This is a genomic window from Caproicibacterium sp. NSD3 (genome assembly GCF_053613275.1).
In genome coordinates, this window is record NZ_CM132119.1 from 1,917,649 (window position 1) to 1,940,965 (window position 23,317).

The 23,317-nt window shown below is 46.0% G+C and carries 32 protein-coding genes; 3 read left to right on the plus strand and 29 right to left on the minus strand.

Annotated features, from left to right (window positions below; translation table 11 throughout):
- Positions 1-7: 7 nt before the first annotated feature.
- From rplR to ACVS9P_RS09540, 22 genes are all read right to left on the minus strand, one after another.
- Entirely contained in the window at positions 8-367 is a 360-nt protein-coding gene (rplR, locus tag ACVS9P_RS09435) for a 50S ribosomal protein L18 (RefSeq protein WP_452103299.1), read from the minus strand.
- Positions 368-384: 17 nt separating this feature from the next.
- The gene (rplF, locus tag ACVS9P_RS09440; RefSeq protein WP_452103300.1) at positions 385-933 is read right to left on the minus strand and encodes a 50S ribosomal protein L6; all 549 of its coding nucleotides are present in this window, start codon (positions 931-933) and stop codon (positions 385-387) included.
- A 17-nt stretch (positions 934-950) separates the two neighbouring features.
- Complete coding sequence (gene rpsH / locus ACVS9P_RS09445; RefSeq protein WP_452103301.1) at positions 951-1,349, minus strand: 30S ribosomal protein S8; 399 nt, start codon at positions 1,347-1,349, stop codon at positions 951-953.
- An 18-nt stretch (positions 1,350-1,367) separates the two neighbouring features.
- Positions 1,368-1,553: a type Z 30S ribosomal protein S14 gene (locus ACVS9P_RS09450; RefSeq protein ID WP_452103302.1), complete on the minus strand. Its 186-nt coding sequence runs from the start codon at positions 1,551-1,553 to the stop codon at positions 1,368-1,370.
- A 12-nt stretch (positions 1,554-1,565) separates the two neighbouring features.
- Complete coding sequence (rplE, locus tag ACVS9P_RS09455) at positions 1,566-2,105, minus strand: 50S ribosomal protein L5 (protein ID WP_452103303.1); 540 nt, start codon at positions 2,103-2,105, stop codon at positions 1,566-1,568.
- Between the two features lie 18 nt (positions 2,106-2,123).
- Positions 2,124-2,468, minus strand: coding sequence for a 50S ribosomal protein L24 (gene rplX / locus ACVS9P_RS09460; RefSeq protein ID WP_452103304.1), 345 nt, complete (start codon positions 2,466-2,468; stop codon positions 2,124-2,126).
- A 12-nt stretch (positions 2,469-2,480) separates the two neighbouring features.
- Complete coding sequence (gene rplN / locus ACVS9P_RS09465) at positions 2,481-2,849, minus strand: 50S ribosomal protein L14 (RefSeq protein WP_180342175.1); 369 nt, start codon at positions 2,847-2,849, stop codon at positions 2,481-2,483.
- A gap of 27 nt (positions 2,850-2,876) precedes the next feature.
- The gene (gene rpsQ / locus ACVS9P_RS09470) at positions 2,877-3,134 is read right to left on the minus strand and encodes a 30S ribosomal protein S17 (protein ID WP_452103305.1); all 258 of its coding nucleotides are present in this window, start codon (positions 3,132-3,134) and stop codon (positions 2,877-2,879) included.
- A gap of 17 nt (positions 3,135-3,151) precedes the next feature.
- Positions 3,152-3,358 (minus strand): 50S ribosomal protein L29, encoded by a 207-nt coding sequence (rpmC, locus tag ACVS9P_RS09475; protein ID WP_266161860.1) that lies wholly within the window; start codon positions 3,356-3,358, stop codon positions 3,152-3,154.
- Positions 3,358-3,780 (minus strand): 50S ribosomal protein L16, encoded by a 423-nt coding sequence (rplP, locus tag ACVS9P_RS09480; RefSeq protein WP_180342172.1) that lies wholly within the window; start codon positions 3,778-3,780, stop codon positions 3,358-3,360. The genes rpmC and rplP overlap by 1 nt, the downstream gene beginning before the upstream one ends.
- Positions 3,780-4,457 carry a 30S ribosomal protein S3 gene (rpsC, locus tag ACVS9P_RS09485; protein ID WP_452103306.1) on the minus strand — a complete coding sequence of 226 codons (678 nt, stop codon included), beginning with the start codon at positions 4,455-4,457 and terminating at the stop codon, positions 3,780-3,782. Before rpsC ends, rplP begins: the two co-directional genes overlap by 1 nt.
- Before the next feature lie 18 nt (positions 4,458-4,475).
- The gene (gene rplV / locus ACVS9P_RS09490; protein ID WP_452103307.1) at positions 4,476-4,811 is read right to left on the minus strand and encodes a 50S ribosomal protein L22; all 336 of its coding nucleotides are present in this window, start codon (positions 4,809-4,811) and stop codon (positions 4,476-4,478) included.
- Positions 4,812-4,832: 21 nt separating this feature from the next.
- Positions 4,833-5,117, minus strand: coding sequence for a 30S ribosomal protein S19 (gene rpsS, locus ACVS9P_RS09495; RefSeq protein ID WP_180342169.1), 285 nt, complete (start codon positions 5,115-5,117; stop codon positions 4,833-4,835).
- 24 nt (positions 5,118-5,141) lie between these two features.
- Positions 5,142-5,975, minus strand: coding sequence for a 50S ribosomal protein L2 (gene rplB / locus ACVS9P_RS09500; RefSeq protein ID WP_452103308.1), 834 nt, complete (start codon positions 5,973-5,975; stop codon positions 5,142-5,144).
- A gap of 101 nt (positions 5,976-6,076) precedes the next feature.
- Positions 6,077-6,367, minus strand: a complete 291-nt coding sequence (gene rplW / locus ACVS9P_RS09505) for a 50S ribosomal protein L23 (RefSeq protein WP_452103309.1) — start codon at positions 6,365-6,367, stop codon at positions 6,077-6,079.
- Complete coding sequence (gene rplD / locus ACVS9P_RS09510; RefSeq protein ID WP_452103310.1) at positions 6,367-6,990, minus strand: 50S ribosomal protein L4; 624 nt, start codon at positions 6,988-6,990, stop codon at positions 6,367-6,369. The genes rplW and rplD overlap by 1 nt, the downstream gene beginning before the upstream one ends.
- A 17-nt stretch (positions 6,991-7,007) precedes the next feature.
- A complete protein-coding gene (rplC, locus tag ACVS9P_RS09515) occupies positions 7,008-7,646 on the minus strand; it encodes a 50S ribosomal protein L3 (protein ID WP_452103311.1) in 639 nt (212 codons plus the stop codon).
- Between the two features lie 93 nt (positions 7,647-7,739).
- A complete protein-coding gene (gene rpsJ, locus ACVS9P_RS09520; RefSeq protein WP_452103312.1) occupies positions 7,740-8,051 on the minus strand; it encodes a 30S ribosomal protein S10 in 312 nt (103 codons plus the stop codon).
- A gap of 376 nt (positions 8,052-8,427) precedes the next feature.
- Positions 8,428-8,721 carry a hypothetical protein gene (locus ACVS9P_RS09525; RefSeq protein WP_452103313.1) on the minus strand — a complete coding sequence of 98 codons (294 nt, stop codon included), beginning with the start codon at positions 8,719-8,721 and terminating at the stop codon, positions 8,428-8,430.
- A gap of 153 nt (positions 8,722-8,874) precedes the next feature.
- Complete coding sequence (gene proS / locus ACVS9P_RS09530; RefSeq protein ID WP_452103314.1) at positions 8,875-10,314, minus strand: proline--tRNA ligase; 1,440 nt, start codon at positions 10,312-10,314, stop codon at positions 8,875-8,877.
- 16 nt (positions 10,315-10,330) lie between these two features.
- Positions 10,331-10,504, minus strand: a complete 174-nt coding sequence (locus tag ACVS9P_RS09535) for an OadG-related small transporter subunit (RefSeq protein ID WP_452103315.1) — start codon at positions 10,502-10,504, stop codon at positions 10,331-10,333.
- 7 nt (positions 10,505-10,511) lie between these two features.
- Positions 10,512-11,645, minus strand: coding sequence for a sodium ion-translocating decarboxylase subunit beta (locus ACVS9P_RS09540; protein WP_452103316.1), 1,134 nt, complete (start codon positions 11,643-11,645; stop codon positions 10,512-10,514).
- Positions 11,646-12,009: 364 nt separating this feature from the next.
- Here ACVS9P_RS09540 and ACVS9P_RS09545 point away from each other — a divergent pair, with 364 nt between their 5' ends.
- On the plus strand, positions 12,010-12,645 hold the full coding sequence (locus ACVS9P_RS09545; protein ID WP_452103317.1) for an ABC transporter ATP-binding protein: 636 nt from the start codon (positions 12,010-12,012) through the stop codon (positions 12,643-12,645).
- Positions 12,642-13,427 carry an ABC transporter permease gene (locus tag ACVS9P_RS09550; protein WP_452103318.1) on the plus strand — a complete coding sequence of 262 codons (786 nt, stop codon included), beginning with the start codon at positions 12,642-12,644 and terminating at the stop codon, positions 13,425-13,427. Before ACVS9P_RS09545 ends, ACVS9P_RS09550 begins: the two co-directional genes overlap by 4 nt.
- Positions 13,428-13,463: 36 nt before the next feature.
- Here ACVS9P_RS09550 and ACVS9P_RS09555 read toward each other — a convergent pair whose 3' ends face one another.
- From ACVS9P_RS09555 to ACVS9P_RS09575, 5 genes are all read right to left on the minus strand, one after another.
- Positions 13,464-14,381: an AEC family transporter gene (locus ACVS9P_RS09555; RefSeq protein ID WP_452103319.1), complete on the minus strand. Its 918-nt coding sequence runs from the start codon at positions 14,379-14,381 to the stop codon at positions 13,464-13,466.
- A 179-nt stretch (positions 14,382-14,560) separates the two neighbouring features.
- A complete protein-coding gene (locus ACVS9P_RS09560; protein WP_452103320.1) occupies positions 14,561-14,824 on the minus strand; it encodes a metal-sensing transcriptional repressor in 264 nt (87 codons plus the stop codon).
- The gene (locus ACVS9P_RS09565) at positions 14,824-17,403 is read right to left on the minus strand and encodes a heavy metal translocating P-type ATPase (protein ID WP_452103321.1); all 2,580 of its coding nucleotides are present in this window, start codon (positions 17,401-17,403) and stop codon (positions 14,824-14,826) included. The genes ACVS9P_RS09560 and ACVS9P_RS09565 overlap by 1 nt, the downstream gene beginning before the upstream one ends.
- 170 nt (positions 17,404-17,573) lie before the next feature.
- Positions 17,574-19,421, minus strand: a complete 1,848-nt coding sequence (gene glgB, locus ACVS9P_RS09570) for a 1,4-alpha-glucan branching protein GlgB (RefSeq protein ID WP_452103322.1) — start codon at positions 19,419-19,421, stop codon at positions 17,574-17,576.
- 77 nt (positions 19,422-19,498) lie between these two features.
- A complete protein-coding gene (locus ACVS9P_RS09575) occupies positions 19,499-20,305 on the minus strand; it encodes a Cof-type HAD-IIB family hydrolase (RefSeq protein ID WP_452103323.1) in 807 nt (268 codons plus the stop codon).
- A 196-nt stretch (positions 20,306-20,501) separates the two neighbouring features.
- Between ACVS9P_RS09575 and ACVS9P_RS09580 the strand changes: the two genes are divergently transcribed.
- Positions 20,502-21,182, plus strand: a complete 681-nt coding sequence (locus tag ACVS9P_RS09580; RefSeq protein WP_452103324.1) for an HAD hydrolase-like protein — start codon at positions 20,502-20,504, stop codon at positions 21,180-21,182.
- Positions 21,183-21,284: 102 nt separating this feature from the next.
- Here ACVS9P_RS09580 and ACVS9P_RS09585 read toward each other — a convergent pair whose 3' ends face one another.
- Positions 21,285-22,376 carry a polysaccharide deacetylase family protein gene (locus ACVS9P_RS09585; protein ID WP_452103325.1) on the minus strand — a complete coding sequence of 364 codons (1,092 nt, stop codon included), beginning with the start codon at positions 22,374-22,376 and terminating at the stop codon, positions 21,285-21,287.
- Between the two features lie 113 nt (positions 22,377-22,489).
- Complete coding sequence (locus ACVS9P_RS09590; protein WP_452103326.1) at positions 22,490-23,263, minus strand: NYN domain-containing protein; 774 nt, start codon at positions 23,261-23,263, stop codon at positions 22,490-22,492.
- Positions 23,264-23,317 lie beyond the last annotated feature (54 nt).

The window sequence follows — 23,317 nt, forward strand, 5'->3', positions numbered from 1 at the left end:
CTCCTTCTTAGAACTTGAGGCCGCCCTCGCGGGCGCCGTCGGCCAGTTCTTTGACACGGCCGTGGAACAGGTATCCGCCGCGGTCGAACTTGACCTCAGTGATGTTCTTCTCTGCAGCACGCTTAGCGATCAGTTCACCGACTTTGCGTGCAGCCTCCTTGTTGCTGCCCTTGCCTTCAAATTCCTTATCCAGCGAGGATGCAGCACACAATGTTGCACCTTTTACGTCGTCGATAATCTGGGCGTAGATGTTATTGGCAGAGCGGAACACGTTCAGGCGGGGGCACTCTGCTGTGCCGGAAATTTTGCTGCGCACGCGGATATGGCGGTGCAGTCTTGCGGCATTTCTATCAGCCTTATTCACCATTGGTATTCACTCCTTATTTACTTCTTAGCGCCCTTGCCGGCCTTGCCTTCCTTATGGCGGACATATTCACCGACATAGCGGATGCCCTTGCCCTTATAAGGCTCAGGCGGACGTTTTTCACGAACTTCGGCGGCAAACTGACCAACCTGCTGCTTATCAGCGCCAAGAATCGTAATTTTGTTTGCAGAGGGAACTTCGATGGTAATTCCATCAACCTCCGGAACAATCACCTGATGGCTGTATCCGAGGTTCATTACCAAATTCTTGCCCTGCTTCTGTACACGATAGCCAACACCGTTGACTTCGAGTTCCTTTTTAAAGCCTTCCGTTACACCAACTACCATATTGTTGATCAGGGTACGGGTAAGACCATGCAGAGCCTTGTTCTCTTTTTCATCGTTTGGACGGGTAACGATCAGTTCGTTCCCCTCTACGGAAATAGCCATATTCGGGTGGAAGCTATGCGTCAGCGTGCCCTTAGGCCCTTTTACCGTAACAACACTACCATCGACTTTTACATCAACGCCAGTGGGAATATTTATAGGTTTTCTTCCAATTCGCGACATTTCTTTACCACCCTTCTTTACCAGATAAATGCAAGAACTTCGCCGCCGACATTCTCTTTGCGGGCCTGACGGTCAGTCATAATGCCCTTGCTGGTAGAGATGATGGCAACACCAAGGCCTTTCATAACCTTAGGCAGTTCTTCTGCATTGGAATAGATGCGCAGGCCGGGTTTGCTCACACGCTTAAGGCCCATGATAACAGGCCGCTTGCCTTCGCCATATTTCAGGATCACTTTAATCATACCCTGTTTTCCGTCTTCTGTGACGCTGTAGCTCTTGATATAACCCTCGTCCTCGAGGATCTGACAGATTGCCTTCTTCATATTAGAAGCAGGAATTTGAACAGAATCATGCTTTGCAGAGCTTGCGTTACGAATCCGGGTGAGCAGGTCAGCGATTGTATCTGTAATCTGCATACCGTTTCCTCCTTTGCTTTACCAGCTCGCCTTTTTCACGCCCGGGATCTCGCCTTTATGAGCGAGTTCACGGAAGCAAATACGGCAAATTCCGAACTTGCGAAGGTAGGCGTGCGGCCGCCCGCAGATCTTGCAGCGATTATACTGCCGGGAAGAATACTTCGCCGGACGGCGCTGCTTGACTTTCATGGATGTTTTGGCCACAAGAATCCCTCCTTATCTCTCAAACGGGGCACCCATCAACTCTAAGAGTTGGCGGGCTTCCTCGTCGTTTTGTGCGGTTGTGACAAAAGTAATGTCCATACCGCGTACTTTATCGATCTTGTCATACTCGATCTCCGGGAAAATCAGCTGTTCTTTAACGCCCATATTGTAGTTGCCGCGACCGTCAAAAGAATTAGGGTTAATCCCGCGAAAATCACGCACGCGGGGCAACGCCACATTAAAAAGACGATCTACAAACTCATACATACGGTCACCGCGCAATGTTACGCGTACGCCAATCGGCATTCCGGCACGAAGCTTAAAGTTTGCAACGCTCTTTTTTGCCTTGCGAATCTGGGGCTTCTGACCGGTAATTGCGGAGATATCTGTGGTAATGGAATCAATTGCCTTGGAATTTTCCTTAGCCTCACCTGCACCAACATTGATGACAATTTTATTCAGTTTCGGAATCTGCATCACGCTCTTATAACCGAATTTCTTCATCAGAGCGGGTGCGACCTCGGCTTTATAAGTCTCTTTGAGTCTAGCCATGATTGTGTGAAACCTCCCTTACAGCGTTTCGCCGCATTTTTTGCAGACGCGCTCAGAGACGTGCTTGACGCCACCGTTCGGCTTCTGCTCGTCATGGACCTTATGGCCTACGCGGGTCAGCTTTTTACAGTGGGGGCACACAACCTGAACTTTGCTTGCATAAATAGCGCCCTCGGCTTTAACAATGCCGCCCTCTTCTCCAGCACGGCGGGGTTTCACGTGCTTGGTGACCATGTTGAGTTTCTCAACAATGACCTTGCCCTCTTTGGGGCTAACTGCCATGACCTTGCCCTGCTTGCCGGCATCGCGACCGCTGAGAATTGCAACGGTGTCACCGGTCTTTACATGCATTTTATTTTCCATTGTGACACCTCCTTATAGTACTTCGGGAGCAAGACTCAAAATCTTCATATAGTCCTTGTCGCGCAATTCTCTTGCGACGGGCCCAAAGATACGAGTGCCCCTGGGGTTTTTATCGTCTTTGATTAAGACTGCAGCGTTTTCATCAAAACGGATGTAGCTGCCGTCATCACGGCGAACACCGGAAGCCGTGCGAACCACAACTGCCTTAACGACTTCGCCTTTTTTTACAGTACCGCCTGGTGCAGCTCTTTTTACGGAAGCTACGATGACGTCACCGATATTTGCATACCTTCTGCCCGTACCGCCCAGAACGCGGATGCACATAATCTGCTTCGCGCCGGTGTTGTCGGCAACGTTGAGGTAAGTCTGCTGCTGAATCACAGTGCGTTCCTCCTTTGCTTGGGCGAATTACTTCGCTTTTTCAATAATCTCGACAAGACGCCATCTCTTATCTTTACTTAAGGGACGGGTCTCCATAACACGCACGCGGTCACCGACGTTGCATTCATTGTTCTCGTCATGTGCCTTTAATTTAACGGTACGTTTAATGATCTTGCCGTACAGGGGATGCTTAACGCTGTCTTGGACTGCTACAACGATGGTCTTGTCCATCTTGTCGCTGACAACCTTACCAACCTCTATTTTACGATAATTTCTTTCGCTCACGATGGTACCTCCTTCCGTCAGACGTTCGCGTTGTCTTTCAGTTCATTGGCGCGTAAAACAGTTTTTACGCGGGCAATGTCCTTTTTGACAGCGGAGATACGCATCGGGTTGTCGAGTTGGTTAATCGCAAGTTGAAAGCGGAGGTTAAAGAGTTCTTCCTTAAGGTCCTTGAGCTTACTTTGAAGCTCTTCGTTTGTCATTTCACGCACTTCGGATGCCTTCATTATTGCTCAACCTCCTCTTCCTTCTTAACGATTTTCGTCTTAATTGGCAGCTTACTGGCAGCAAGGCGCATAGCCTCTTTTGCTGTGTCTTCAGAAACACCACCGATTTCGAACATAACGCGGCCCGGCTTTACTACAGCTACCCAATATTCCGGAGAACCTTTGCCGGAACCCATTCGAGTTTCTGCTGGTTTCTGGGTAATTGGTTTATCAGGGAAAATTTTAATCCAGACTTGGCCGAAACGTTTGCAGTAACGAGTCATTGCGACACGAGCTGCTTCAATCTGGTTTGAGGTGATCCATGCGGGCTCCAAAGCCTGAAGACCGTAATCACCATAAGTGACCTTATTGCCGCGATACGCCTTGCCGGTCATACGGCCACGGTGTACACGACGATATTTAACGCGCTTAGGCAACAGCATTATTTACTGCCTCCTTCCCGGCGGGGCGGACGGGCGGCGCTGCGATTATCGTGCAGAACCTCGCCCCGGTAAATCCAAACTTTTACACCGATACGGCCATAAGTTGTGGCAGCCTCGGCAAAACCATAATCAATATCCGCGCGCAGAGTCTGCAGCGGAATTGTGCCATCATGATACTGCTCTTTACGAGCAATTTCTGCACCGCCCAAACGACCGGAGCACATGGTTTTGATTCCCTTTGCTCCCATCTTCATTGCGCGGCCGATGCACTGCTTCATTGCGCGGCGGAAGGAAATTCTCTTTTCCAGCTGCTGTGCAATGTTTTCAGCGACGAGCTGTGCGTCCAAATCGGGGGTCTTGACCTCGATAATATTAATCGACACAGGCTTTCCAAGATCTTTTTCACACTGCTGACGGAGTTTTTCAATCTCTGATCCTGCTTTGCCGATAACCATGCCCGGCTTTGCGCAGTGAATATGAATGCGAACCTTGGAAGCGTCACGTTCAATTTCAATCTTCGGGACGCCGGCAGCATAAAGCTGTTTCTTCAGCTTGCGGCGCAGCTTGTAATCTTCAACCAGAGTATCGCCAAAAACATTGTTGCTGACATACCAGCGGGAGTCCCAATCTTTGATAACACCCACACGAAAACCATGTGGATTTATTTTCTGACCCATTTCTATACCTCCTCTGCCTTATTCTTTTTCCTTAAGCACCATGGTTACGTGCGAGGATCTTTTGAGAACCTGATATGCACGACCCTGTGCCCGCGGACGAATGCGCTTGAGGATCGGGCCAGGACATGCGTAGCACTCTGCCACGTAAAGCCTGGAAACGTCCATACTATGGTTATTTTCAGCATTCGCCATGGCCGACTTCAAGAGTTTTACAAGATACTCGGAAGCGGCCTTGGGGGTATTCTGAAGGATAGCCATTGCAAGATCCACTGGCTTATTGCGGATTAAATCCAGCACAATGGACATTTTGCGGGGGGAAATACGGGCGTAGTTAAGATAAGCCCTTGCTTCCATGTGATACACTCCTTTCGGCCGTTATTTACCCGGCACTGTGGTAGTTTTTGAGCCGGAATGACCCTTGAAGGTGCGGGTAGGCGCGAACTCGCCGAGGCGATGTCCTACCATATCTTCAGTGATATATACCGGCACATGTTTGCGGCCGTCATGGACGGCGATTGTATGACCGACAAAGTCGGGGAAAATCTGAGAAGAACGGCTCCAGGTCTTAATGATCTTCTTTTCGCCCTTCTCGTTCATCTCCTGAATCCTTTTCAACAGCACAGGCTGAACATAAGGACCCTTTTTTAAGCTTCTGCCCATATGAATAGCTCCTTTCTGTTTGCCTTATTTGCCGTTTCTGCGCTTCACGATAAGCTTATCGGAGCGGTTGTGAGGTTTGCGGGTCTTAAACCCAAGAGCAGGTTTGCCCCAAGGGGTCATTGGGCCAGGATGGCCAATAGGCGCTTTGCCTTCGCCGCCGCCATGCGGATGATCGTTCGGGTTCATTGCAGAACCACGGACGGTCGGGCGCCAGCCCAGATGACGTGTGCGTCCTGCTTTGCCGATCTTGACGTTTTCATGGTCAATATTGCTGACCTGGCCAATGGTCGCCATGCAGGCATCGGGGACATTTCTGAGTTCTCCGGAAGGCAGACGCAAAAGCGCCATGCCGTTTTCCTTCGCCATCAACTGTGCCATGATACCGGCTGAACGGGCCATTTGTGCGCCCTTACCGGGATAAAGCTCAACGTTGTGGACAAAGGTACCGGATGGGATATTAGCGAGCGGCAACGCGTTGCCGGGCTTAATATCGGAACTTGCACCTGCGACAACTTTATCGCCGACATTCAGGCCGTTTGGTGCAATGATATAACTTTTTTCACCGTCTTCATACTGAATCAAAGCAATAAAAGCAGAGCGGTTTGGATCATATTCCAGAGCCTGTACGGTTGCTGGCATATCTACCTTCTGGCGTTTAAAATCAATGATACGGTATTTCTGACGGTTGCCGCCGCCGCGATGGCGAACGGTAATTCTTCCGTAACTATTACGGCCGGACTGATGACTCTGGGAATCCAGCAGACTCTTTTCAGGAGCCTTTTTGGTAAGCCCGGAATAGTCCGTGACGCTCATATTGCGTCGTGAAGCCGTAGTAGGTTTGTAACTTTTAATAGACATTTCGGTTTCACACTCCTCATGATGGCTTTGCGGGGTTTGTCACTCCCCATACGTTGCCGGAAAGTTTCCTTAACGGTATTTTCTTGTAAGGAAGCTCTCCCTTACATCATGCCCTCGAAAAATTCGATCGTCTTGCTGTCTTCAGTCAAAGTGACGATTGCTTTCTTCCAAGAGGCTGTATATCCTTCGGTGCGGCCCTGGCGACGCAGGTGGCCACGCACGTGCAGAGTGTTGACCTTGCTGACCTTTACGCCAAAGGCTTCTTCCACAGCGCGCTTTACATCGATTTTAGTGGCTTTGTCTGCCACCTGGAAGGTGTAGACCTTATTTCCGAGTCCCTGCATTGCTTTTTCAGTGATGATAGGGCGGATAATAATTTCATGTGCGGTCATTATGCGTACACCTCCTCGATCTGTGCTACGGCATCCTTCAGGACAATAAATTTGTCCGCGTTGAGGATATCATAAACATTCAGGGTATTTACCATTGCGGTTTTTACTCCCGGAAGGTTATTCGCAGAAGCAATTACCTTTTCGTCCTTTTCGGGGAGAACGATCAGAGCCTTTTTATCCGCTCCCAAAGCCTTAAGCATCTCAGCGATGGCCTTGGTCTTGAAATCGTCCAGAGTAATTGTGGACAGAACGATCATCTCGTCATCCTTTACCTTGCTGGAGAACGCGGATTTAAGTGCCAGACGTTTCACCTTCTTGTTGAGGGTGTAGCTGTAGTCGCGCGGCTTTGGTGCAAAGACAACGCCGCCGTGCGTCCACTGAGGCGCCCGGGTGGAACCCTGACGGGCGTGGCCCGTGCCTTTTTGTTTCCATGGCTTTCTGCCGCCGCCGGAAACCTCGCTGCGGGTCAGCGCAGACTGTGTGCCCTGGCGCTGATTAGCCAGATAATTTTTTACAATGTCATGCATTACGCTGACATTCGGCTCAATGCCGAAAATGGCGTCGGAAAGGTCGATCTTCTCTACTTCCTTGCCGGTCATATCAAGTACTGCTACTGTAGGCATTTCGGTTCCTCCTTTCCTTACGCTTTCACTTTAACGCTGTCATGAATGACAACGATACCGCCATTCGGGCCCGGAACGGCGCCCTTGATAGCGATCAGATTGTTTTCTGCATCCACTTTGGCGACCGTCAAGTTCTGTACAGTGGTCGTCTCAGCGCCCATATGGCCAGACATATGCTTGCCTGGGAACACACGGGACGGATCGGAGCAGCAGCCATTGGAACCGGCATGCCGTGCTACCGGGCCGGTGCCATGGGATTCCTTCAGGCGGTGCAGGTTCCAGCGCTTGATGCCGCCGGCCCAGCCCTTACCTTTGCTGGTGCCCTGTACGTCAACCTTATCTCCGGCAGCAAAAATGTCTGCCTTTACAAGATCGCCGACTTTCAAAGCATCAGCATCGTCCATGCGAAACTCGCGCAGGACTTTTTTCGGAGCGACGTCTGCTTTTTCAAAGTGACCCTTCATAGGCTTCGTGAGGCGCTGAGGCTTCATTTCGCCATAGCCGAGCTGAACACTCTGGTAGCCGTCGTTCTCTACGGTCTTTTTCTGAGCGACCACACAAGGGCCCGCCTCAACGACCGTAACGGGAACAACATTTCCATTCTCGTCGAAAATCTGCGTCATGCCGATTTTCTTGCCAATGATACCTTTTTTCATTGTTCGGATTACCTCCTATGGTTATTGGTTGGCGTTTCTGCCAACATGACCTCGACGCTGGTCGGTTGAAAAATTACTTATAACAGAATTCTGTTACAGTTTAATTTCGATCTCAACACCGGCGGGGAGTTCCAGACCCATCATGGCTTCAACAGTCTTGTTGGAAGGTCTGAGGATGTCGATCAGTCTCTTGTGGGTACGCATTTCAAACTGTTCGCGGCTGTCCTTATACTTATGAACAGCACGCAGAACCGTGATGATCTGCCTTTCGGTCGGCAGCGGGACAGGGCCGCTTACGCGGGCACCGGTACGCTTTGCCGTCTGAACGATCTTCTCACAGGACTGATCGACCAGTTGATGATCGTACCCTTTAATTCTGATCCGAATTTTTTCTTTGACTGCCACTAAAATCGCCTCCTTATTGTAGTTGGCGGACTAGAAAGGCCTTTTTGGCGGAATTTTTCCTACAATGTTCCGGGTGTTCCATCTCGGCCCATTGAAAAACCGGATCTCCCTTTTGGGGCGACCCGGGTCTTTGCAAAAAACGTCCTGAACAGGAAAAAGTCGCACAAGTACTCTTTCGCTGCACACAATCTTTTCTCGCCCGGTTTAAAATCGGACATACTCCACGGAAAAACCGGCTTAATATAAGCCGCAACCTCCCGCTTCAACGCATATCTGTCGCAGTCGTGCTTGATTATAATACCATAAACAGATTTAGAATGCAAGAATTTCTTTTGTAATAAACAGAAAAAATTGAAGCTCCTTTTTGTTTATTATGCTAATTCTTCTTTTGACGCTGTTTTTCCCGATATGTTGCAGACTTTGCCTTTGAGGCAGCCGCTGCCGCAGTCCAGCCGCAAATTGTCGCGGTCAATCTTCCAAACGAAATTGGTCCTATCGCGCCGATTGCTGCCGCACCTTTCGGATTTCCCTTTCGATCACGCAGAATCGTTGTAGCGCCTTTCGCCTTAGTGCCTACAATCTGATCACATCCGGCTTTTCTAGCAAACGCTGTCCCGACGGCAGCAGCCCCAGCAAAAAAGGAAATCTTTCTCCATGTTTTCGCTTTCATAAAATTCTTCTGTCCTTTCCTTTTAATATAGAAAAAATCAGACGAAGATCATCCTTTCCCTAGAATACCCAATTTTTTAGAAAACAGCAAGTCTTTTCGAATAAAAAATCCGGAGAATTCCGGGTTTCCCCGAAAAGTTCCGGATCTGATTCTTTAATACTGACGTCCCCAATAAACCATATGGGTCGCAGGTTTGCCGCAGCAGACACAGGTATCGGCTATATGTTCTTCTTCAAATGGAATGCAGCGGGATTTGACGCCACCGGTCTCATCTTTGAGCTTTTCCTCACAGGCCGCATCTCCACACCACATTGCTTTGATAAATCCGGGCTTATTTTTGGCAATTTCCAAAAATTCCTCGTGATTATGTGCTACAAATGTTTTAGCATTCAAATTTTCGAGTGCCTGCTCATACATCTGATCATGTACTTTCTGCAGCTGCTCATTGACCGCCTCCAAAAGGCTTCCGAGCGGTGTGAAAATCTTTTCGCGGTCGGTTCTGCGCACAAGCACACACTGTTTCTTTTCGATATCCTTCGGTCCGATTTCGAGCCGCAGTGGAACGCCCTTCATCTCATATTGGGCAAATTTCCAGCCGGGAGACTGCTCACAATCGTCCAGTTTGACCCGGATTCCAGCCTTTTTGAGCTCTTCGAAAAGTGCATTTGCTTTTTCGAGGACCCCTGGCTTATGCTGTGCAACAGGCACAATAATGACCTGAATCGGAGCGATTGCCGGCGGAAGTTTTAAGCCGCTGTCATCACCGTGGACCATAATGATAGCGCCAATCATTCTGGTGGAAACACCCCAGCTCGTCTGATAGGGATGCTGTAATGTATTGTCACGCCCTGTAAAGGTGATCCCAAAGCTCTTCGCGAATCCGTCTCCAAAATAATGGCTGGTACCACCCTGCAGAGCAACTCCGTTATGCATCATCGGCTCGATCGTATAAGTAGCTTCCGCTCCGGCAAACTTTTCTTTTTCCGTTTTCTGTCCGGTAACGGCTGGAATTGCAAGAGAATCACGATAAAATTCCTCATAGCAATGCAGCATCCGCATGGTCTCTTCCTTTGCTTCTTCCGGCGTCTCATGCATCGTATGGCCTTCCTGCCACAAAAATTCACTGCTGCGCAGGAAAGGACGGGTCGTTTTTTCCCACCGGACAACACTGCACCACTGGTTATAAAGTTTCGGCAGATCTCTCCAGGAATGAATCACTTTCTGATAATGTTCGCAGAAAAGCACTTCACTGGTAGGACGCACACAAAGGCGTTCTTCCAGCTTTTCTCCGCCGCCCTGCGTAACCCATGCAACTTCGGGCGCAAATCCCTTCACATGTTCCTTTTCTTTATTCAAAAGGCTTTCCGGAATAAACATGGGCATATAAACATTTTCATGTCCCAGCTCTTTGAATCTTTTGTCCAGAATCTTCTGGATATTTTCCCAGATCGCATATCCGTAAGGTTCAATCACCATACAGCCCTTTACGCTGGAATAATCCATCAGCTCCGCTTTTTTAACGATATCCGTATACCAACGGGTAAAATCTTCATCCATGGGAGTGATTGCTTCCACAAATTTTTTGTCTGCCATAGTTTCTTGACGCTCCTCAGTTCTTTTTTTCTTTTCCAAATTTCGAAAGCACCATAATCAAAAGATACAGCAGCATCATAACGATCAAAATGCCGAGCATCCCTAATCCCATCATTTTAAAGCTTCCGAAAAGGTCAGATTCATGAACAATTCCCAAAATGCTCTGGAAATCTGCCAACATTGTTAACATCTCTATTTTACACCCCCAATAAGTTCCCTGCAAGGCTTAAAATAATTCCGCCTGCAACAACCGATCCAATTTGTCCCGCTACATTCGCGCCGACTGCATGCATCAACAAATGATTGGTAGGATCTTCTTTCAAAGCCATCTTCTGAATCACGCGCGAACTCATCGGAAACGCCGAAATTCCGGCGCCGCCTACCATTGGGTTGACTTTCTGACCTTCCGGCAGGAAAATATTCAGAAGCTTTGCAAAAAGCACTCCGCCGATTGTATCAAAAACAAAAGCAAAAAGTCCTAGTCCCATAATCAGCAACGTTCCAAAAGTCAGGAACTGCTCCGCCTGCATCTGAAATGCGATTGTAATTCCGAGAAAAATCGTAATTAAATTGGTAAGCGGTCCTTCTGCAGTCTCTTTTAGGGAATCCAACTTATGACATTCCCGAATTAAATTGCCGAACATCAAAAAGCCGACCAAAGCGACTGAATCCGGTGCAATCAATCCCGCAACAATCGTCACACAAATGGGGAACAGAATTCTTGTCAGTCTGCTGACCTGCTTTGGATGATAGGGCATCCGAATTTTGCGTTCTTTTTCCGTCGTGACGAGCCGAATCGCAAAAGGCTGAATAATCGGCACCAACGCCATATAACTGTAAGCGGCTACCGAAATGGCACCGATATAATTACTGTTGAGCGTCTTTGCAACAAAAATCGAAGTCGGCCCATCTGCAGCACCAATTACGCCGGCCGACAACGCATCTTTTAACGGGAACCCCAAAAGGACTGCCAAAACAACGGTCATAAAGATGCCGAACTGCGCCGCACCGCCGAAAAGCAGCATCCGTGGGTTGGAAAGCAGCGGTCCAAAATCGATCATCGCGCCAATTCCAACAAACAAAAGCAGCGGCATTGCCTCACTGGCACGAATGCCGACATCATAAAGCCATTGAATAATTCCGGAATCTCCCAAAACGCCGGAATACGGCAGATTTACCAGAATCGCACCGAATCCCATCGGCAGCAACAAAGCCGGCTCAAAATCCTTTTTAATAGCAAGCCAGATCAAAAGCCCGCCGATTATCCACATGATGAATTGCTGCGGAGTAACACTGAGAATTCCTTTGACTAAAAACGAAAAATCTCCCACAAAAATCTACGCTCCTTTTCTCGCTCGTAAAGGGAACGATAAACAAAAAAGACTTTTCGGAAAAAACTGCCCACTGCGATCTTGGACAGTCCCCGAAAAGTCTTGTTACCGAATATCGGCACACATTGCCAGATCTTTTAAAAGATCGTGATGTTGACAAATGCGTTTTCAACTACTCCCTTTTTGTGACTGTTTTCAGTATAACGATGGTTTTTAAAAATGTCAATTCTATTTTGTCCCAAATAAAATTTTTTTCTTAGTAATAAAACAAAACATTCAATGGTTTTACAAAGATTCTATTGCACAGTTTTGTGCAGCAGATTACAATAAAGGCAGTTTGCTAAAAAAGAGGAGGGAATTTTATTTGTTTAAATTGGAACAAGTACGCTATAAAACCATTCTTGACATTCCGGATTTTACATTTGACCGACAGATCACCTGCATTGTGGGTCCTTCCGGCAGCGGAAAAACGACCCTTTTGCGGCTGCTCAACAAAATGTATCTGCCAACTGCCGGCAATATTTTTTATAACAAGACATCACTTACTGAAATTGATGCTGTAAAACTGCGCCGAAAAGTCGTCATGCTTGGTCAAACTCCAATTCTTTATCCCGGTACGATTGAAGACAACCTTCAAATCGGACGCCGTTTCTCCGAAGATGAGGACGCACCACGCAATCTTCTGCAGAGCGCATTAGAAAAAGTAGGGCTGCCAAAATCACTCAGCGACTCCTGCAACAAGCTTTCCGGCGGAGAAAAGCAGCGCCTCTGTATGGCGCGCATCCTTTTAATGAATGCTGAAACTTATCTGATGGACGAGCCCTCTGCAGCACTCGATCCTGAGATGGAATATCAAATGACCAAAAATCTGGCAGAATTTGTACGGGAAAAAGGGCGCCAGCTCATTTTGATTACCCACTCAAATCAGGTTTCCTCTATGTTCTCAGAAGATATCGTCACGCTGGAAAGTGGAAAAATAAGAGAAGGAGAAAGTTTATGAACGCTATCATGGATCTGCCGATCTGGAACCTTGCAATCGCATATGTTTTTGTCCTTCTGCTGCTTGTCCTCTCTAAAGCGCGGGGAATTGGAAGAGAAAAGTTTATCCTCACCGCCACCGTGCGCATGACCGTTCAGCTAACACTGATGGGATTCGTTCTGATGTATGTTTTCGACCATCCAAGCTGGTGGCTAACCAGTCTTATGCTTTGCGTGATGTTAGCCTTTGCAATTCGAACTGCCTGCCACCGAGTTTCCAAAAGCCTACCAAAATCCTTGCGGCGGTTAATTGGCATCTGCTTGATTTCCTCATATATTGTTACGGCACTTGTCTTTCTGTTGGCGGTATTGCGAGTCACCCCGTGGTTTAATCCACAATACTGCATTCCGATTTCCGGCATGATTATCGGCAATACCATGACGGGACTCGCGCTCGGTGCAAATAAACTGAGAAGCGGGATTGAAGAAAACCGAGAAATCATTGAAAATTCCCTGATGCTGGGGTCTACTCCAAAAGCTGCAACCCACAAAATCGTCAACGATGCCTTTGACAGTGCAATTCTTCCGAATATGACGAACATGCTCACCATGGGCGTTGTCTCTCTGCCGGGAATGATGACCGGGCAAATTCTCTCCGGCACTTTTCCGATGACCGCTATCAAGTACCAAATTGGAATTATGCTTGCAATTTTAGGCTGTACCGCACTTGCCTGCGTCCTGCTCGTCACCATCGGCTATCAGTCATTCTTTACAAAAGATGCCGCTCTCAAAGACATGGCTTAAGTCTTTTGAAAGCGGCAAAGCTAAATGATCTATTGTTTAGCCGATCAAATAACACCAGATTGGAATTGTAATCATAGACAGCAGGGTAGAAAGTACCACACACTTTGTTGCAAACGGTGCATCACTGTTATAACGTGCCGCAAAGATAGCTGCCGTAGCGCCAGCCGGCATGCCGACCATGATTACACAAACACCGGCAGCTGCATGTTCCAACCCGCAGGCGGTACTGAGCCCAAATGCAACCATAGGCAGCAGCACCAGACGCAAAAGGCTGATAAAGAGCGTTGATTTATTGATAATGGTAGAGAATTTTACATCGGCAAGAATAGTCCCTACGATCATCATAGTCATTGCAGAATTACAGTTTCCGATACTTTTAATCGTCAAAGTCATAAACGCGGGCAGCTGTACTTTTGTCACCATGATCAGTAGCCCTATGTACACAGCAACCAGACAAGGATGGGTCAATACATTTCGAATCACTTTTTTGCGATCTGTAGTCTCCCCGGAGACAAAATAAGAAGTGCCGACCGACCAAATCACCATACGCTGCGGAATCAGGAAAATAGAAGAATAAAGCAATCCGATATTCCCGTAAATTCCTTCGGCCACCGGATTTCCTAAAAACGCTCCGTTTGAAACGATGGTGCAGTATTGAAGAACTTTTTTCTGCTGCTCATTAAAGCGGTTAAAAAGGAAGTGGTTGAGGATAATACCGACAAACTGCATCAGTACACTGACGAGAAGGATCCACCAACAAGCCTGCATTTCAGCCGTATCAAAATCCACCAGACAAGATTTAATGGTATTACATGGAATAATGACATCCATGCAAAGGTCTGTTAGGCAACGGGTCCCGTTATCATCGATGATTCCTGTTTTCTTAAGGAACAATCCGACCAGAATCATCAGGAACAACGATCCTTGCAGACTGAATAATTGACCGATATCCACCCACACATCTTCCTTTCCATTCAACAAAATCTTTTTTACGTATTCAAAATATATAATGATATATAATATAAATAAATTTTAACATAAAGGAAGGATACGAATCAATCTTTTCCTCTCGTTTTTTATAATAAAAATAAAAGAGCCGCAAAACCATAATAAAGATGGTCCTGCGGCTCTTTTTATTTCGTCATCTTATCAAATACCTTTAAAAGCTCATCAATTTTAGCTTCCGGGTCACCACTTTCAAAAGCTTCTCTTACACATCCGCGCATATGCGCACGAATAATCTCTTTATTGGCTTTCTGCAAAATTGCCGTTACAGCCAACAGCTGATTGGAAATATCGATGCAGTAACGATCTTCTTCCACCATCTTCTGTACACCCTGCAGCTGTCCCATCGCAGTCTTTAAGAGACGATTGATTACCTTTGGATCTGCCTGCATCAGTCAGCCTCTACTTTCCCGGGTTCGTACCCTGCTTCTTTGACCGCTTCCTGCAAAGCGGTATCCGAAACTTCTTCCTTCAAAGTTAAAACAGCATTTTTATTTTCTAGGCTGACTTCTGCTCTTTCTACTCCCGGTACCTTTTCCAATGCTTCTTTCACATGTGCCTGACAATGCGCGCACATCATACCTTCTACTGCAATTACTTTTTTCATTTCGACTTGCTCTCCTTTATTTGTTTTTTCAAAATCCTTTGGAATGGATTTTTCAGCTGCTATTTGTTTAACCAAATTGGTCTGTTCTTTTGGATGGAAAAAGCGTAGACGCAACGCATTGCTTACTACGCACACACTGCTCAGGCTCATCGCTGCCGCTCCGAACATCGGATTCAAAGTCCAGCCAAGGAGCGGATAAAACACGCCTGCTGCCAGCGGAATCCCAATGGCATTATAAAAGAACGCCCAAAACAGGTTCATATGAATATTGCGGATTACCGCACGGGAAAGTTCAATCGCGGTAACGGCATCCATTAAATCACTTTTCATGAGAACAACATCGGCGCTTTCAATTGCAATATCCGTTCCTGCACCGATTGCAATTCCAACATCGGCACGGGCAAGCGCAGGCGCATCGTTGATTCCATCGCCTACCATGGCGACCTTTCTGCCTTCCTCTTGCAGTTTGCGAATTTCGCGTTCTTTATCCTGCGGCAAAACCTCCGCCACCGCCCGATCAATCCCAAGGCTTTTTCGCACAGCTTCTGCTGTTTTGCGATGGTCTCCGGTCAACATTACAACCGTAAGTCCCATTTTCTGCATCGTGCGAATCGCCTCACGGCTATTCTCTTTGGGGAGATCGGCTGCCGCGATCAATCCCAACAATTGACCGTTTTGGGCAAAATAGAGCGGCGTCTTTCCTTGTTCTGCAAAAGCTTCCGCCTTTGATTTCAAGTTTTCGCAAGAAACACCTTGCCCTTCTAAGAAATCCAACGTTCCTGCAAGGCAGTCAATCCCATTGAGCCGTGCGCGAAGCCCTCTGCCCGGAACTGCCTCAAACGTTTCCGGTGAAGTCAGTGGAATTTTCTGCTCTTCTGCTTTTCTTAAAATTGCCTGTGCCAGAGGATGTTCACTGCTTTGTTCCAAAGACGCTGCTAATTTTAGAAATTCCTCTTCCGATAAACTTTGCTCCGAATCCACCAAGAGGTCCGTAATTTCCGGTTTTCCTCTGGTAATTGTTCCTGTTTTATCGAGAACGACGGTATCCACCGAATGTGCATGTTCCAATGCCTCGGCATTTTTATAGAGAACCCCCAGCTGCGCACCGCGTCCGGTTCCCACCATAATTGCCACCGGCGTTGCCAGCCCCAATGCGCAGGGGCAAGAAATCACCAGTACCGCAATTCCGATAGAAAGTGCAAACTCCGGTGTTTGTCCAGAAAGCAGCCAAAAGGATGCTGCAATGATTGCAATTAAAATCACTACCGGCACAAAAACAGCGCTGATTCGATCTGCTAATTTTGCAATCGGCGCTTTGGAACTACCCGCTTCCTCTACTAAATGGATAATCTGGCTGAGCGTTGTATCTTCTCCTACTCGGGTCGCACGAAAGATCAGCCGTCCAGAGCCGTTTACCGAAGCGGCAATCAAAGAATCCCCCGGATGCTTTTCTACCGGAATGCTTTCTCCGGTCAGAGCGCTTTGATCCACAGCCGAAGTTCCCTCTGTAACTTCACCATCTACCGGAATTCTTGCTCCAGGTTTAACAATCAGCAGGTCCCCTTCTTTCACCTGTTCCAGCGGAATTGTTCTTTCTTTTCCTTCTTCAAAAAGGATTGCTGTCTGCGGACGCAAGTCCATTAGCTTTTCTACGGCTTCCCCTGTTTTTCCGCGGGAGCGGGTCTCTAGATATTTTCCAACCGTAATTAACGTCAAAATAGTTCCCGCCGATTCGAAATAGAGATCCATATGATACCGCATCACAAGAGCGCTGTCAGAAATCCCCAAGCCATATCCCATTCGGCAGATTGCAAAAATGCCATACACCACAGCCGCTGTACTGCCTACTGCAATCAGCGTATCCATATTCGGCGCACGGTGCCATAGAGAACGAAATCCCCGCTGATAATAAACCCGATTTAAATACATGATCGGCAATGTAAGCAGGAGCTGCGCCATGCCATAGCTGACTGAATTTTCGTATCCGTTTAAAAACTCCGGCAGCGGGAGTCCCGCCATGTGCCCCATAGAAAGATAAAACAGCGGAACAAAAAACACAAACGACCACAAAAGCCGATGCTTCATTTCTTTTAATTCAGAAGCGGAACGTTTTTTGATTGATTCCTGTGGTTTTGCTTTTTTCTCTTCGTCTTTTACAATCGGAGAAGCCCCATATCCGCCTTTTTCCACGGCTTCACAAATCGTTTCGTCATTGAGTTTCTGCTCTTTATAAGTGACCTCCATTCTGCCGGAAAGAAGATTCACATTGCATTTTTCCACTCCCGGCAGCTTGCCGACTGCTTTTTCCACATGCGCCTGACAAGCAGCACAGGTCATCCCTGTAACTTCAAATGTCTGTTTCATTGGTTCCTCCAAATTTTATATAGCAAATATTTTACCTCCCCCCATAGGGGGGTATCTTTATTATATAGCAATTTTTTTTAAAAGCAACCTATTTTTATTTAATCATAAATTTTTAGGGCTTATACAAAAAAGGCCTGCCGAAGATTTTTATTCAGCAGGTCTTCTTTTATTTATAATTCCCGACATTTAAAAATACATCCGCAAAAAGGCGGAAGATCGACCAAAAGGCATTGCCGCATGCCACGTCGGCAAGAAGATTTTATGGGATTTTTATGGCCATTTCCATTATAACGAAATTCATCTGTTGTAAAAATCTCTTCGTAATCTCCTGGTTCTTCAACAGGAAGCGCATAATCTACTGCCGGACGATCTGAAAAATTCAAAGCAATATAGAGCTTTTCATTCGATTTTCCATCTATGCTTTTGCGCGAATAAGAAAAAATACAGCGGAAGGCATTCGTTAGATCTGCCCAATGAAATCCGTCCGGATTAAAATCACTTGATGAGAGGGACGGATGACTGGTATAAAACTTCTGAAGATCTCGGAAAAAATGATGAAATGCGTCATGCTTTGGATAGGTGAGCAGATTCCAGCCAAGTTCTGCATTTTCATCCCATTCTTTAAACTCAGCCAGCTCACATCCCATAAAGGTCAGCTTTTTTCCAGGATGGGTAAAAAGATAAAGATAGAGCAGCCGAAGCTGCGGAAATTTATCCTCATAGCTTCCATAGATCTTATCGATGATCGTTTTCTTCCCGTGAACCACTTCATCATGAGAAAACGGCAGCAAAAAAATATCCTGATAAAAATAGCTGATCGAAAAAGTAATCCGCTCTGCAAAATTTCTGCGTTCCGCCGGCGTTTTCATCATGTAATCGAAAGTATCGTTCATAAAACCCAGATCCCATTTATAATCAAATCCGAGTCCTCCATAAACAACGGGAGCCGCCACTTTCGGAAAATTTGAAGAATCCTCTGCAATCAAAAGGCAGTCCGGATGGCGCTGCTGCATTTCGTAATTCGTATTCTTTAAAAACCAAACGCCAGCTTCATTAACACCACGGTCTTCCTGCCCGCTCTGATAAAGCATTCTGGAAACCGCATCATATCGAATCCCGTCAAAGTGGAAAACAGTCAGCCAGAAATCGACTGCCGATTTTAAAAAGCTAAGCACATGCGGTTTTGTAAAATCGAAAAAGATGGTTCCCCACTCGCTGCAGCGCAAATCTTTATTTTGGCTTTCGTAAAGATAAGTTCCGTCATACTGATGGAGCGCATAAAAATCGCTGACAAAATGCGCAGGCACAAAATCCATCAGAACACCAAGGCCTGTCTCATGGCACTGATCAACAAGCTTCATCAGCTGCTGGGGAGTTCCGTAGCGGGATGTTGCGCTGTAATACCCGGTCACCTGATATCCCCAGCTTGCATCCAGCGGATATTCGGTCAACGGCAAAAATTCCAAATGCGTATATCCCTGTTCTTTTGCATAGGGAATGAGGATTTCCGCTAATTCGTCATAAGTATAGAATCGCTCGTCCCCTTTTTTGCCCTCCTTGATTTTCCATGACCCAGCATGAACTTCATAAATAGATAGCGGTAAATTATAATATTTTTCAGTCTGTTTCCGCTTTTCCAGCCACTCTTTGTCCTGCCATTTATAACTTTTCAAATCACAGACAATCGACGCCGTATTGGGGCGCACCTCACTTTGAAAAGCAAATGGATCGATTCGGTCATATAGTTTTCCGTCCTGTGTTTCGATTCGATATTTATACATCTGCTTTTCTTTGGCACAATGAGAAAAAAGGCTCCAAAATCCATAAAAATCCCGCTCCATAGAGATCGGATTCCAATCGGTACACTCTGCCAAAAGAGAAACATTCTTTGCCCCTGGCGCAAATACTGTAAAGCGAACTCCTTCTTGCCCCTTTTCGTTAACAAGATGCGCACCTAAAGTTTGATAGGCGTCGCAGCTTTCTCCTCGCAGATATCGTTTCAAAGATTCGTTTTCCAATTTCCGGCGCCCCCTTCTTTCTCTTTATCATAACATGCCCTAAAAAAAAGTAAAGCCAATATTTCCACTCAAAAATTTTAGGAAAGGCAATACTTTTCCACCGCTTTTGCAACACCGTCCTCATCATTGGAAAGCGTAACATCGTCCGCTACTTCCAATACCGGTTTTTGGGCATTTTTCATTGCAACACCTAATCCTGCATACTTAATCATCGAAACGTCATTAAACCCATCCCCGCAAGCCATCAGTTTCTCACGTTTCCACCCAAGATGGTTTAAAAGAGCCTCAAGAGCTTTTGCTTTATTGCCTCCCAGCGGCATAAATTCCATATAATATGGATCGCTTCGATAAACGCTGCACCCCAAAAATTCCTTTTGCGCTTTTGAAATCAATTTTTGAATGACCGGCGGATCTGCCGCCATCAAAAATTTATAGATTGGAAACTGAATTGCAGTCGAAAGCTCTCGGCACTCTTTAATCTTCATATGATTGACAGAAGCGTCAAACCGTGCATAACGACTTTCCGCCTGCTGTGTGATAAGCTGATTTTCGTGATAAACGACCATCGTCACATTATTTTCCACGCCAAAGGCACAGAGCTTCGGAATTAAGTTTTGCGGCAGAAATTCCTCATAAAGATTTTTTCCCGTAGCACAATCATAAATTCGCCCTCCGTTGCAGGCAGCAACATATCCGCCAAACTGCGGCAGTTTTAAGAGGTCTGCAATTGGCTTGACCCCCGGCACCGGTCTTCCGGAAGTAAGCGCAATTCTGACCCCTGCTTCTTGTGCACGAAGAAGGACCTTTTTTGTATAATCCGTTACCTTTTTTTCGGTAGTCATAAGTGTTCCATCTAAATCCAGCGCCAACAATCGATATCGCATAATTTTCTCCTTTTCATTTCTTCTTTCATCTTACAGAATTTGTTTCTTCTATGCAATGGAATCATTTCACGAAGGATTCTTTTCTCTGGACTGATTTTTGTGCAAAACTGAAATCCTTTTTCAAAAATTTGCAGGAAATTTTCTTCTATGTTATAATTGCAAAGATTCTTATTCTTATAAAAGGAGACGACCAGAAATGCCGCAAAAACCTCTTTATCATGCCGTAATTCTGGATTTTGACGGCACTGTCTGCGCAACCGGCGAGGGAATTATTTATTCTGTAAAACAGGTACTGAGCACGATGGGATATCCCATTCCATCCTCTACTGTTCTACAAAAATTCATTGGGCCGCCCCCAGTATACAGCTATATGACATTCTGTGGTATGCCAAAAGCAGAAGCAGAAAAGGCACTCCTTCTTTTTCGAAAGATTTACAATGAAGAAGGCTGGCATAGGACAAAAGCTTATCCTAACATGGATGATCTTCTCAAAGATCTCGATCGTTGTGGTGTTAAGATCTGCACTGCCAGCAGTAAGCCGGTTCGTCAAATTGAACGACTTCTGCAAAAATTTCATTTGAGACAATATTTTTGCGGAATCGAAGGAGTAGACGAAACAAATGAAACGAAACGCGGTGCGGACAAGCCCTCTTTGATCCGTGACGCAATGGCTTGCTGTGAAGTTACAGACCCTCAAAAGGCCGTGATGATCGGCGACACGCACTTTGATGTAGAAGGCGCAAAAGAAGTAGGAATTCCCTTTATTGGTGCTGCTTATGGGTACGGCGGAGCAAAAGAACTTTTAGAAGCCGGCGCCTCTGTTCTTGCAGATTCTGTAAAAGCACTTTATCCGCTTCTATTTTCAGACAACATTTAAAATTATAATTTTTTGCTTTCTTGCAGATTTCTAAAATAAATTTCCATATAAAAAAGGTCCAGCAAAAGCTGAACCTTTTTTATTATTGCTCTTTTATCAAAACTATCCAAACTTCTTTTTGCTCTCATCAGAGACGGTAAAATAAGGGCTATCGTCCAAAGCCTTCATCAAAATCGGCAATGTCTCATGCATACAGTATCCATGCGTAGGATCAAGAGTCCCATCCAATGCCTTAAAGGTATATCCTTCTCCCTGCGCCTCTGGAATAACTCGTTTCAGAGCCTCTATTGTCGCGTCTTTTCCATTGATATTATGCATTAAAATAATGTTGCAATCCTTATGAATAGCCCTCATTATATTGGTGTAAAGCGTATCGGCATTTTTGGCTATATCAGCATTCGCATCACCAGAGCTGCCGTCCCAATCATAATAGATAAACCCACGGCGAATCATTTCCTTGATGATTTTCTCCCGTGTCTCGTTTACCTTGCTGCCGCCATTGCTGCCGCCTGGGAACCGAAAGAATCGGGGTGCTACACCAGTAACGGATTTAATTTTTTCATACATCTGATTAAAATCATCAAGGTATGCTTCTACTGAAGAATAAATGTTGGCATAAATATGGCTGTACGAATGGATTCCGACTGCATGCCCTTTTTCAACGCAAGTCTTCATCAAATCCTGATATCCATTTGTAAGGGGTTGAGCAGTATCAAAAAAAGTAACCTTTGCTTGGTATTGATCCAATACATCTAGCAGCGGCTGTGTCAGCACGCTGGGACCATCATCAAAAGTAAGATAAACCGTCTTAGATTCCGGAGCTTTCAATTTTCCACCATTGAGCGGCATTGGGGCATAAAGATCCGGATATAAAGCCTCATATCCAGTGAGATTATCCCCTGCAGCAATTTTGCCGTCTTTTCCCTCAACAGCAGCAGCCGTCTGTACGGCATCATCGGAAGAAGACGATGCTATTTCAGAAGAAACATTCTCCGTTTGAGAAGTAGGAATGCTTCCGCTATCAGCATTTGCTGCAGCATCACCGCCGTTGGGCTGTACTAGCTTATTGATAACTAAAACGATTCCAACAATTGCAACTACAATTACCACACAAACAACAATAATGACCGTCCTACGAATTAACAATTTTTTTTGTCTGCGGTCATGGTAATCACGTTGCACTTTGTTTGCCATCGAAAATCCTCCCAAAAATTTGCTAAAAAGTCTTTCTGTAAAATAATTCCTTTTTTAAATTATAACCGATTTTTTGACATATTTCTACAATGGTATCAAAATTGTATCCGTTTTCACACATGAATTCGTGGACGATACCGATGGACTTCTTTTTCTGCCACATATCCCACTTTTCCGCGTCCATTTTCAGCCGGTTCAAAAATGATCTCAAAAAGGTTTAAAGACCTGACAAACTGCGTCAGTTTTTTAAAGCCATAATTTCGGGAATCGAAGTCCGGATAACGGCGGGCAAGCATATTACCAATATCACTGATTGGCAAACGCCCATCTTCATCTGATGCATCTCTTACCATGGAAAGGATTGCCGCCGCAATTACTTCTTTAGAAGTTACCTCAGCTACCGGCTGTATCTTTGGTGTATTTGCAGAATCATCTTCGTCATCTGTTGCTTCCTGCGCCAAAACCTCCAAATAGCGAAAGCGGTTACAGGCTGCAATAAAGGGTGCCGGTGTTTTCTTTTCTCCCATCCCGATTACTTCCATCCCGCCTTCCCGCAAGCGGGAGGCAAGGCGAGTAAAATCGCTGTCACTGCTGACAAGACAAAATCCCTCTATATTGCCGGAATACAAAATATCCATGGCATCAATGATCATCGCTGAATCCGTAGCATTCTTTCCTGTTGTATAACCATATTGCTGAATCGGCGTAATGGAATAGCTGAGAAGAACATTCTTCCAGGAACCAAGCGAAGGTTTCGTCCAGTCCCCATAAATCCTTTTATAAGTAGCAATCCCACTGTTGGTCACTTCATCAAGAATATAGCGAATATATTTTTCCGATACATTGTCAGCATCAATTAATACTGCAAATCGATTTTCCTGGTTCATAATTTCCTTTCTTTGTTATAACAAATTCTTATCTTAATCGTAATTTTCTATTTT

Coding starts and splice junctions, on each gene's coding strand:
- ACVS9P_RS09580 (WP_452103324.1), top strand. CDS start 20,502: ATGCCGCAAAAACCTCTTTATCATGCCGTAATTCTGGATTTTGACGGC.
- rplR (WP_452103299.1), bottom strand. CDS start 367: ATGGTGAATAAGGCTGATAGAAATGCCGCAAGACTGCACCGCCATATC.
- ACVS9P_RS09550 (WP_452103318.1), top strand. CDS start 12,642: ATGAACGCTATCATGGATCTGCCGATCTGGAACCTTGCAATCGCATAT.
- rplP (WP_180342172.1), bottom strand. CDS start 3,780: ATGCTGTTGCCTAAGCGCGTTAAATATCGTCGTGTACACCGTGGCCGT.
- rplF (WP_452103300.1), bottom strand. CDS start 933: ATGTCGCGAATTGGAAGAAAACCTATAAATATTCCCACTGGCGTTGAT.
- ACVS9P_RS09535 (WP_452103315.1), bottom strand. CDS start 10,504: ATGTTAACAATGTTGGCAGATTTCCAGAGCATTTTGGGAATTGTTCAT.
- rplE (WP_452103303.1), bottom strand. CDS start 2,105: ATGGCTAGACTCAAAGAGACTTATAAAGCCGAGGTCGCACCCGCTCTG.
- rplW (WP_452103309.1), bottom strand. CDS start 6,367: ATGACCGCACATGAAATTATTATCCGCCCTATCATCACTGAAAAAGCA.
- rplD (WP_452103310.1), bottom strand. CDS start 6,990: ATGCCTACAGTAGCAGTACTTGATATGACCGGCAAGGAAGTAGAGAAG.
- ACVS9P_RS09565 (WP_452103321.1), bottom strand. CDS start 17,403: ATGAAACAGACATTTGAAGTTACAGGGATGACCTGTGCTGCTTGTCAG.
- ACVS9P_RS09585 (WP_452103325.1), bottom strand. CDS start 22,376: ATGGCAAACAAAGTGCAACGTGATTACCATGACCGCAGACAAAAAAAA.
- ACVS9P_RS09590 (WP_452103326.1), bottom strand. CDS start 23,263: ATGAACCAGGAAAATCGATTTGCAGTATTAATTGATGCTGACAATGTA.
- proS (WP_452103314.1), bottom strand. CDS start 10,314: ATGGCAGACAAAAAATTTGTGGAAGCAATCACTCCCATGGATGAAGAT.
- rpsC (WP_452103306.1), bottom strand. CDS start 4,457: ATGGGTCAGAAAATAAATCCACATGGTTTTCGTGTGGGTGTTATCAAA.
- ACVS9P_RS09560 (WP_452103320.1), bottom strand. CDS start 14,824: ATGCAGGCAGATCCAAAGGTAATCAATCGTCTCTTAAAGACTGCGATG.
- rplB (WP_452103308.1), bottom strand. CDS start 5,975: ATGTCTATTAAAAGTTACAAACCTACTACGGCTTCACGACGCAATATG.
- rpsS (WP_180342169.1), bottom strand. CDS start 5,117: ATGGGCAGAAGCTTAAAAAAGGGTCCTTATGTTCAGCCTGTGCTGTTG.
- ACVS9P_RS09575 (WP_452103323.1), bottom strand. CDS start 20,305: ATGCGATATCGATTGTTGGCGCTGGATTTAGATGGAACACTTATGACT.
- rpsH (WP_452103301.1), bottom strand. CDS start 1,349: ATGCAGATTACAGATACAATCGCTGACCTGCTCACCCGGATTCGTAAC.
- rplV (WP_452103307.1), bottom strand. CDS start 4,811: ATGGAAGCAAGGGCTTATCTTAACTACGCCCGTATTTCCCCCCGCAAA.
- rplX (WP_452103304.1), bottom strand. CDS start 2,468: ATGGAAAATAAAATGCATGTAAAGACCGGTGACACCGTTGCAATTCTC.
- ACVS9P_RS09525 (WP_452103313.1), bottom strand. CDS start 8,721: ATGAAAGCGAAAACATGGAGAAAGATTTCCTTTTTTGCTGGGGCTGCT.
- rplC (WP_452103311.1), bottom strand. CDS start 7,646: ATGAAAAAAGGTATCATTGGCAAGAAAATCGGCATGACGCAGATTTTC.
- rpmC (WP_266161860.1), bottom strand. CDS start 3,358: ATGAAGGCATCCGAAGTGCGTGAAATGACAAACGAAGAGCTTCAAAGT.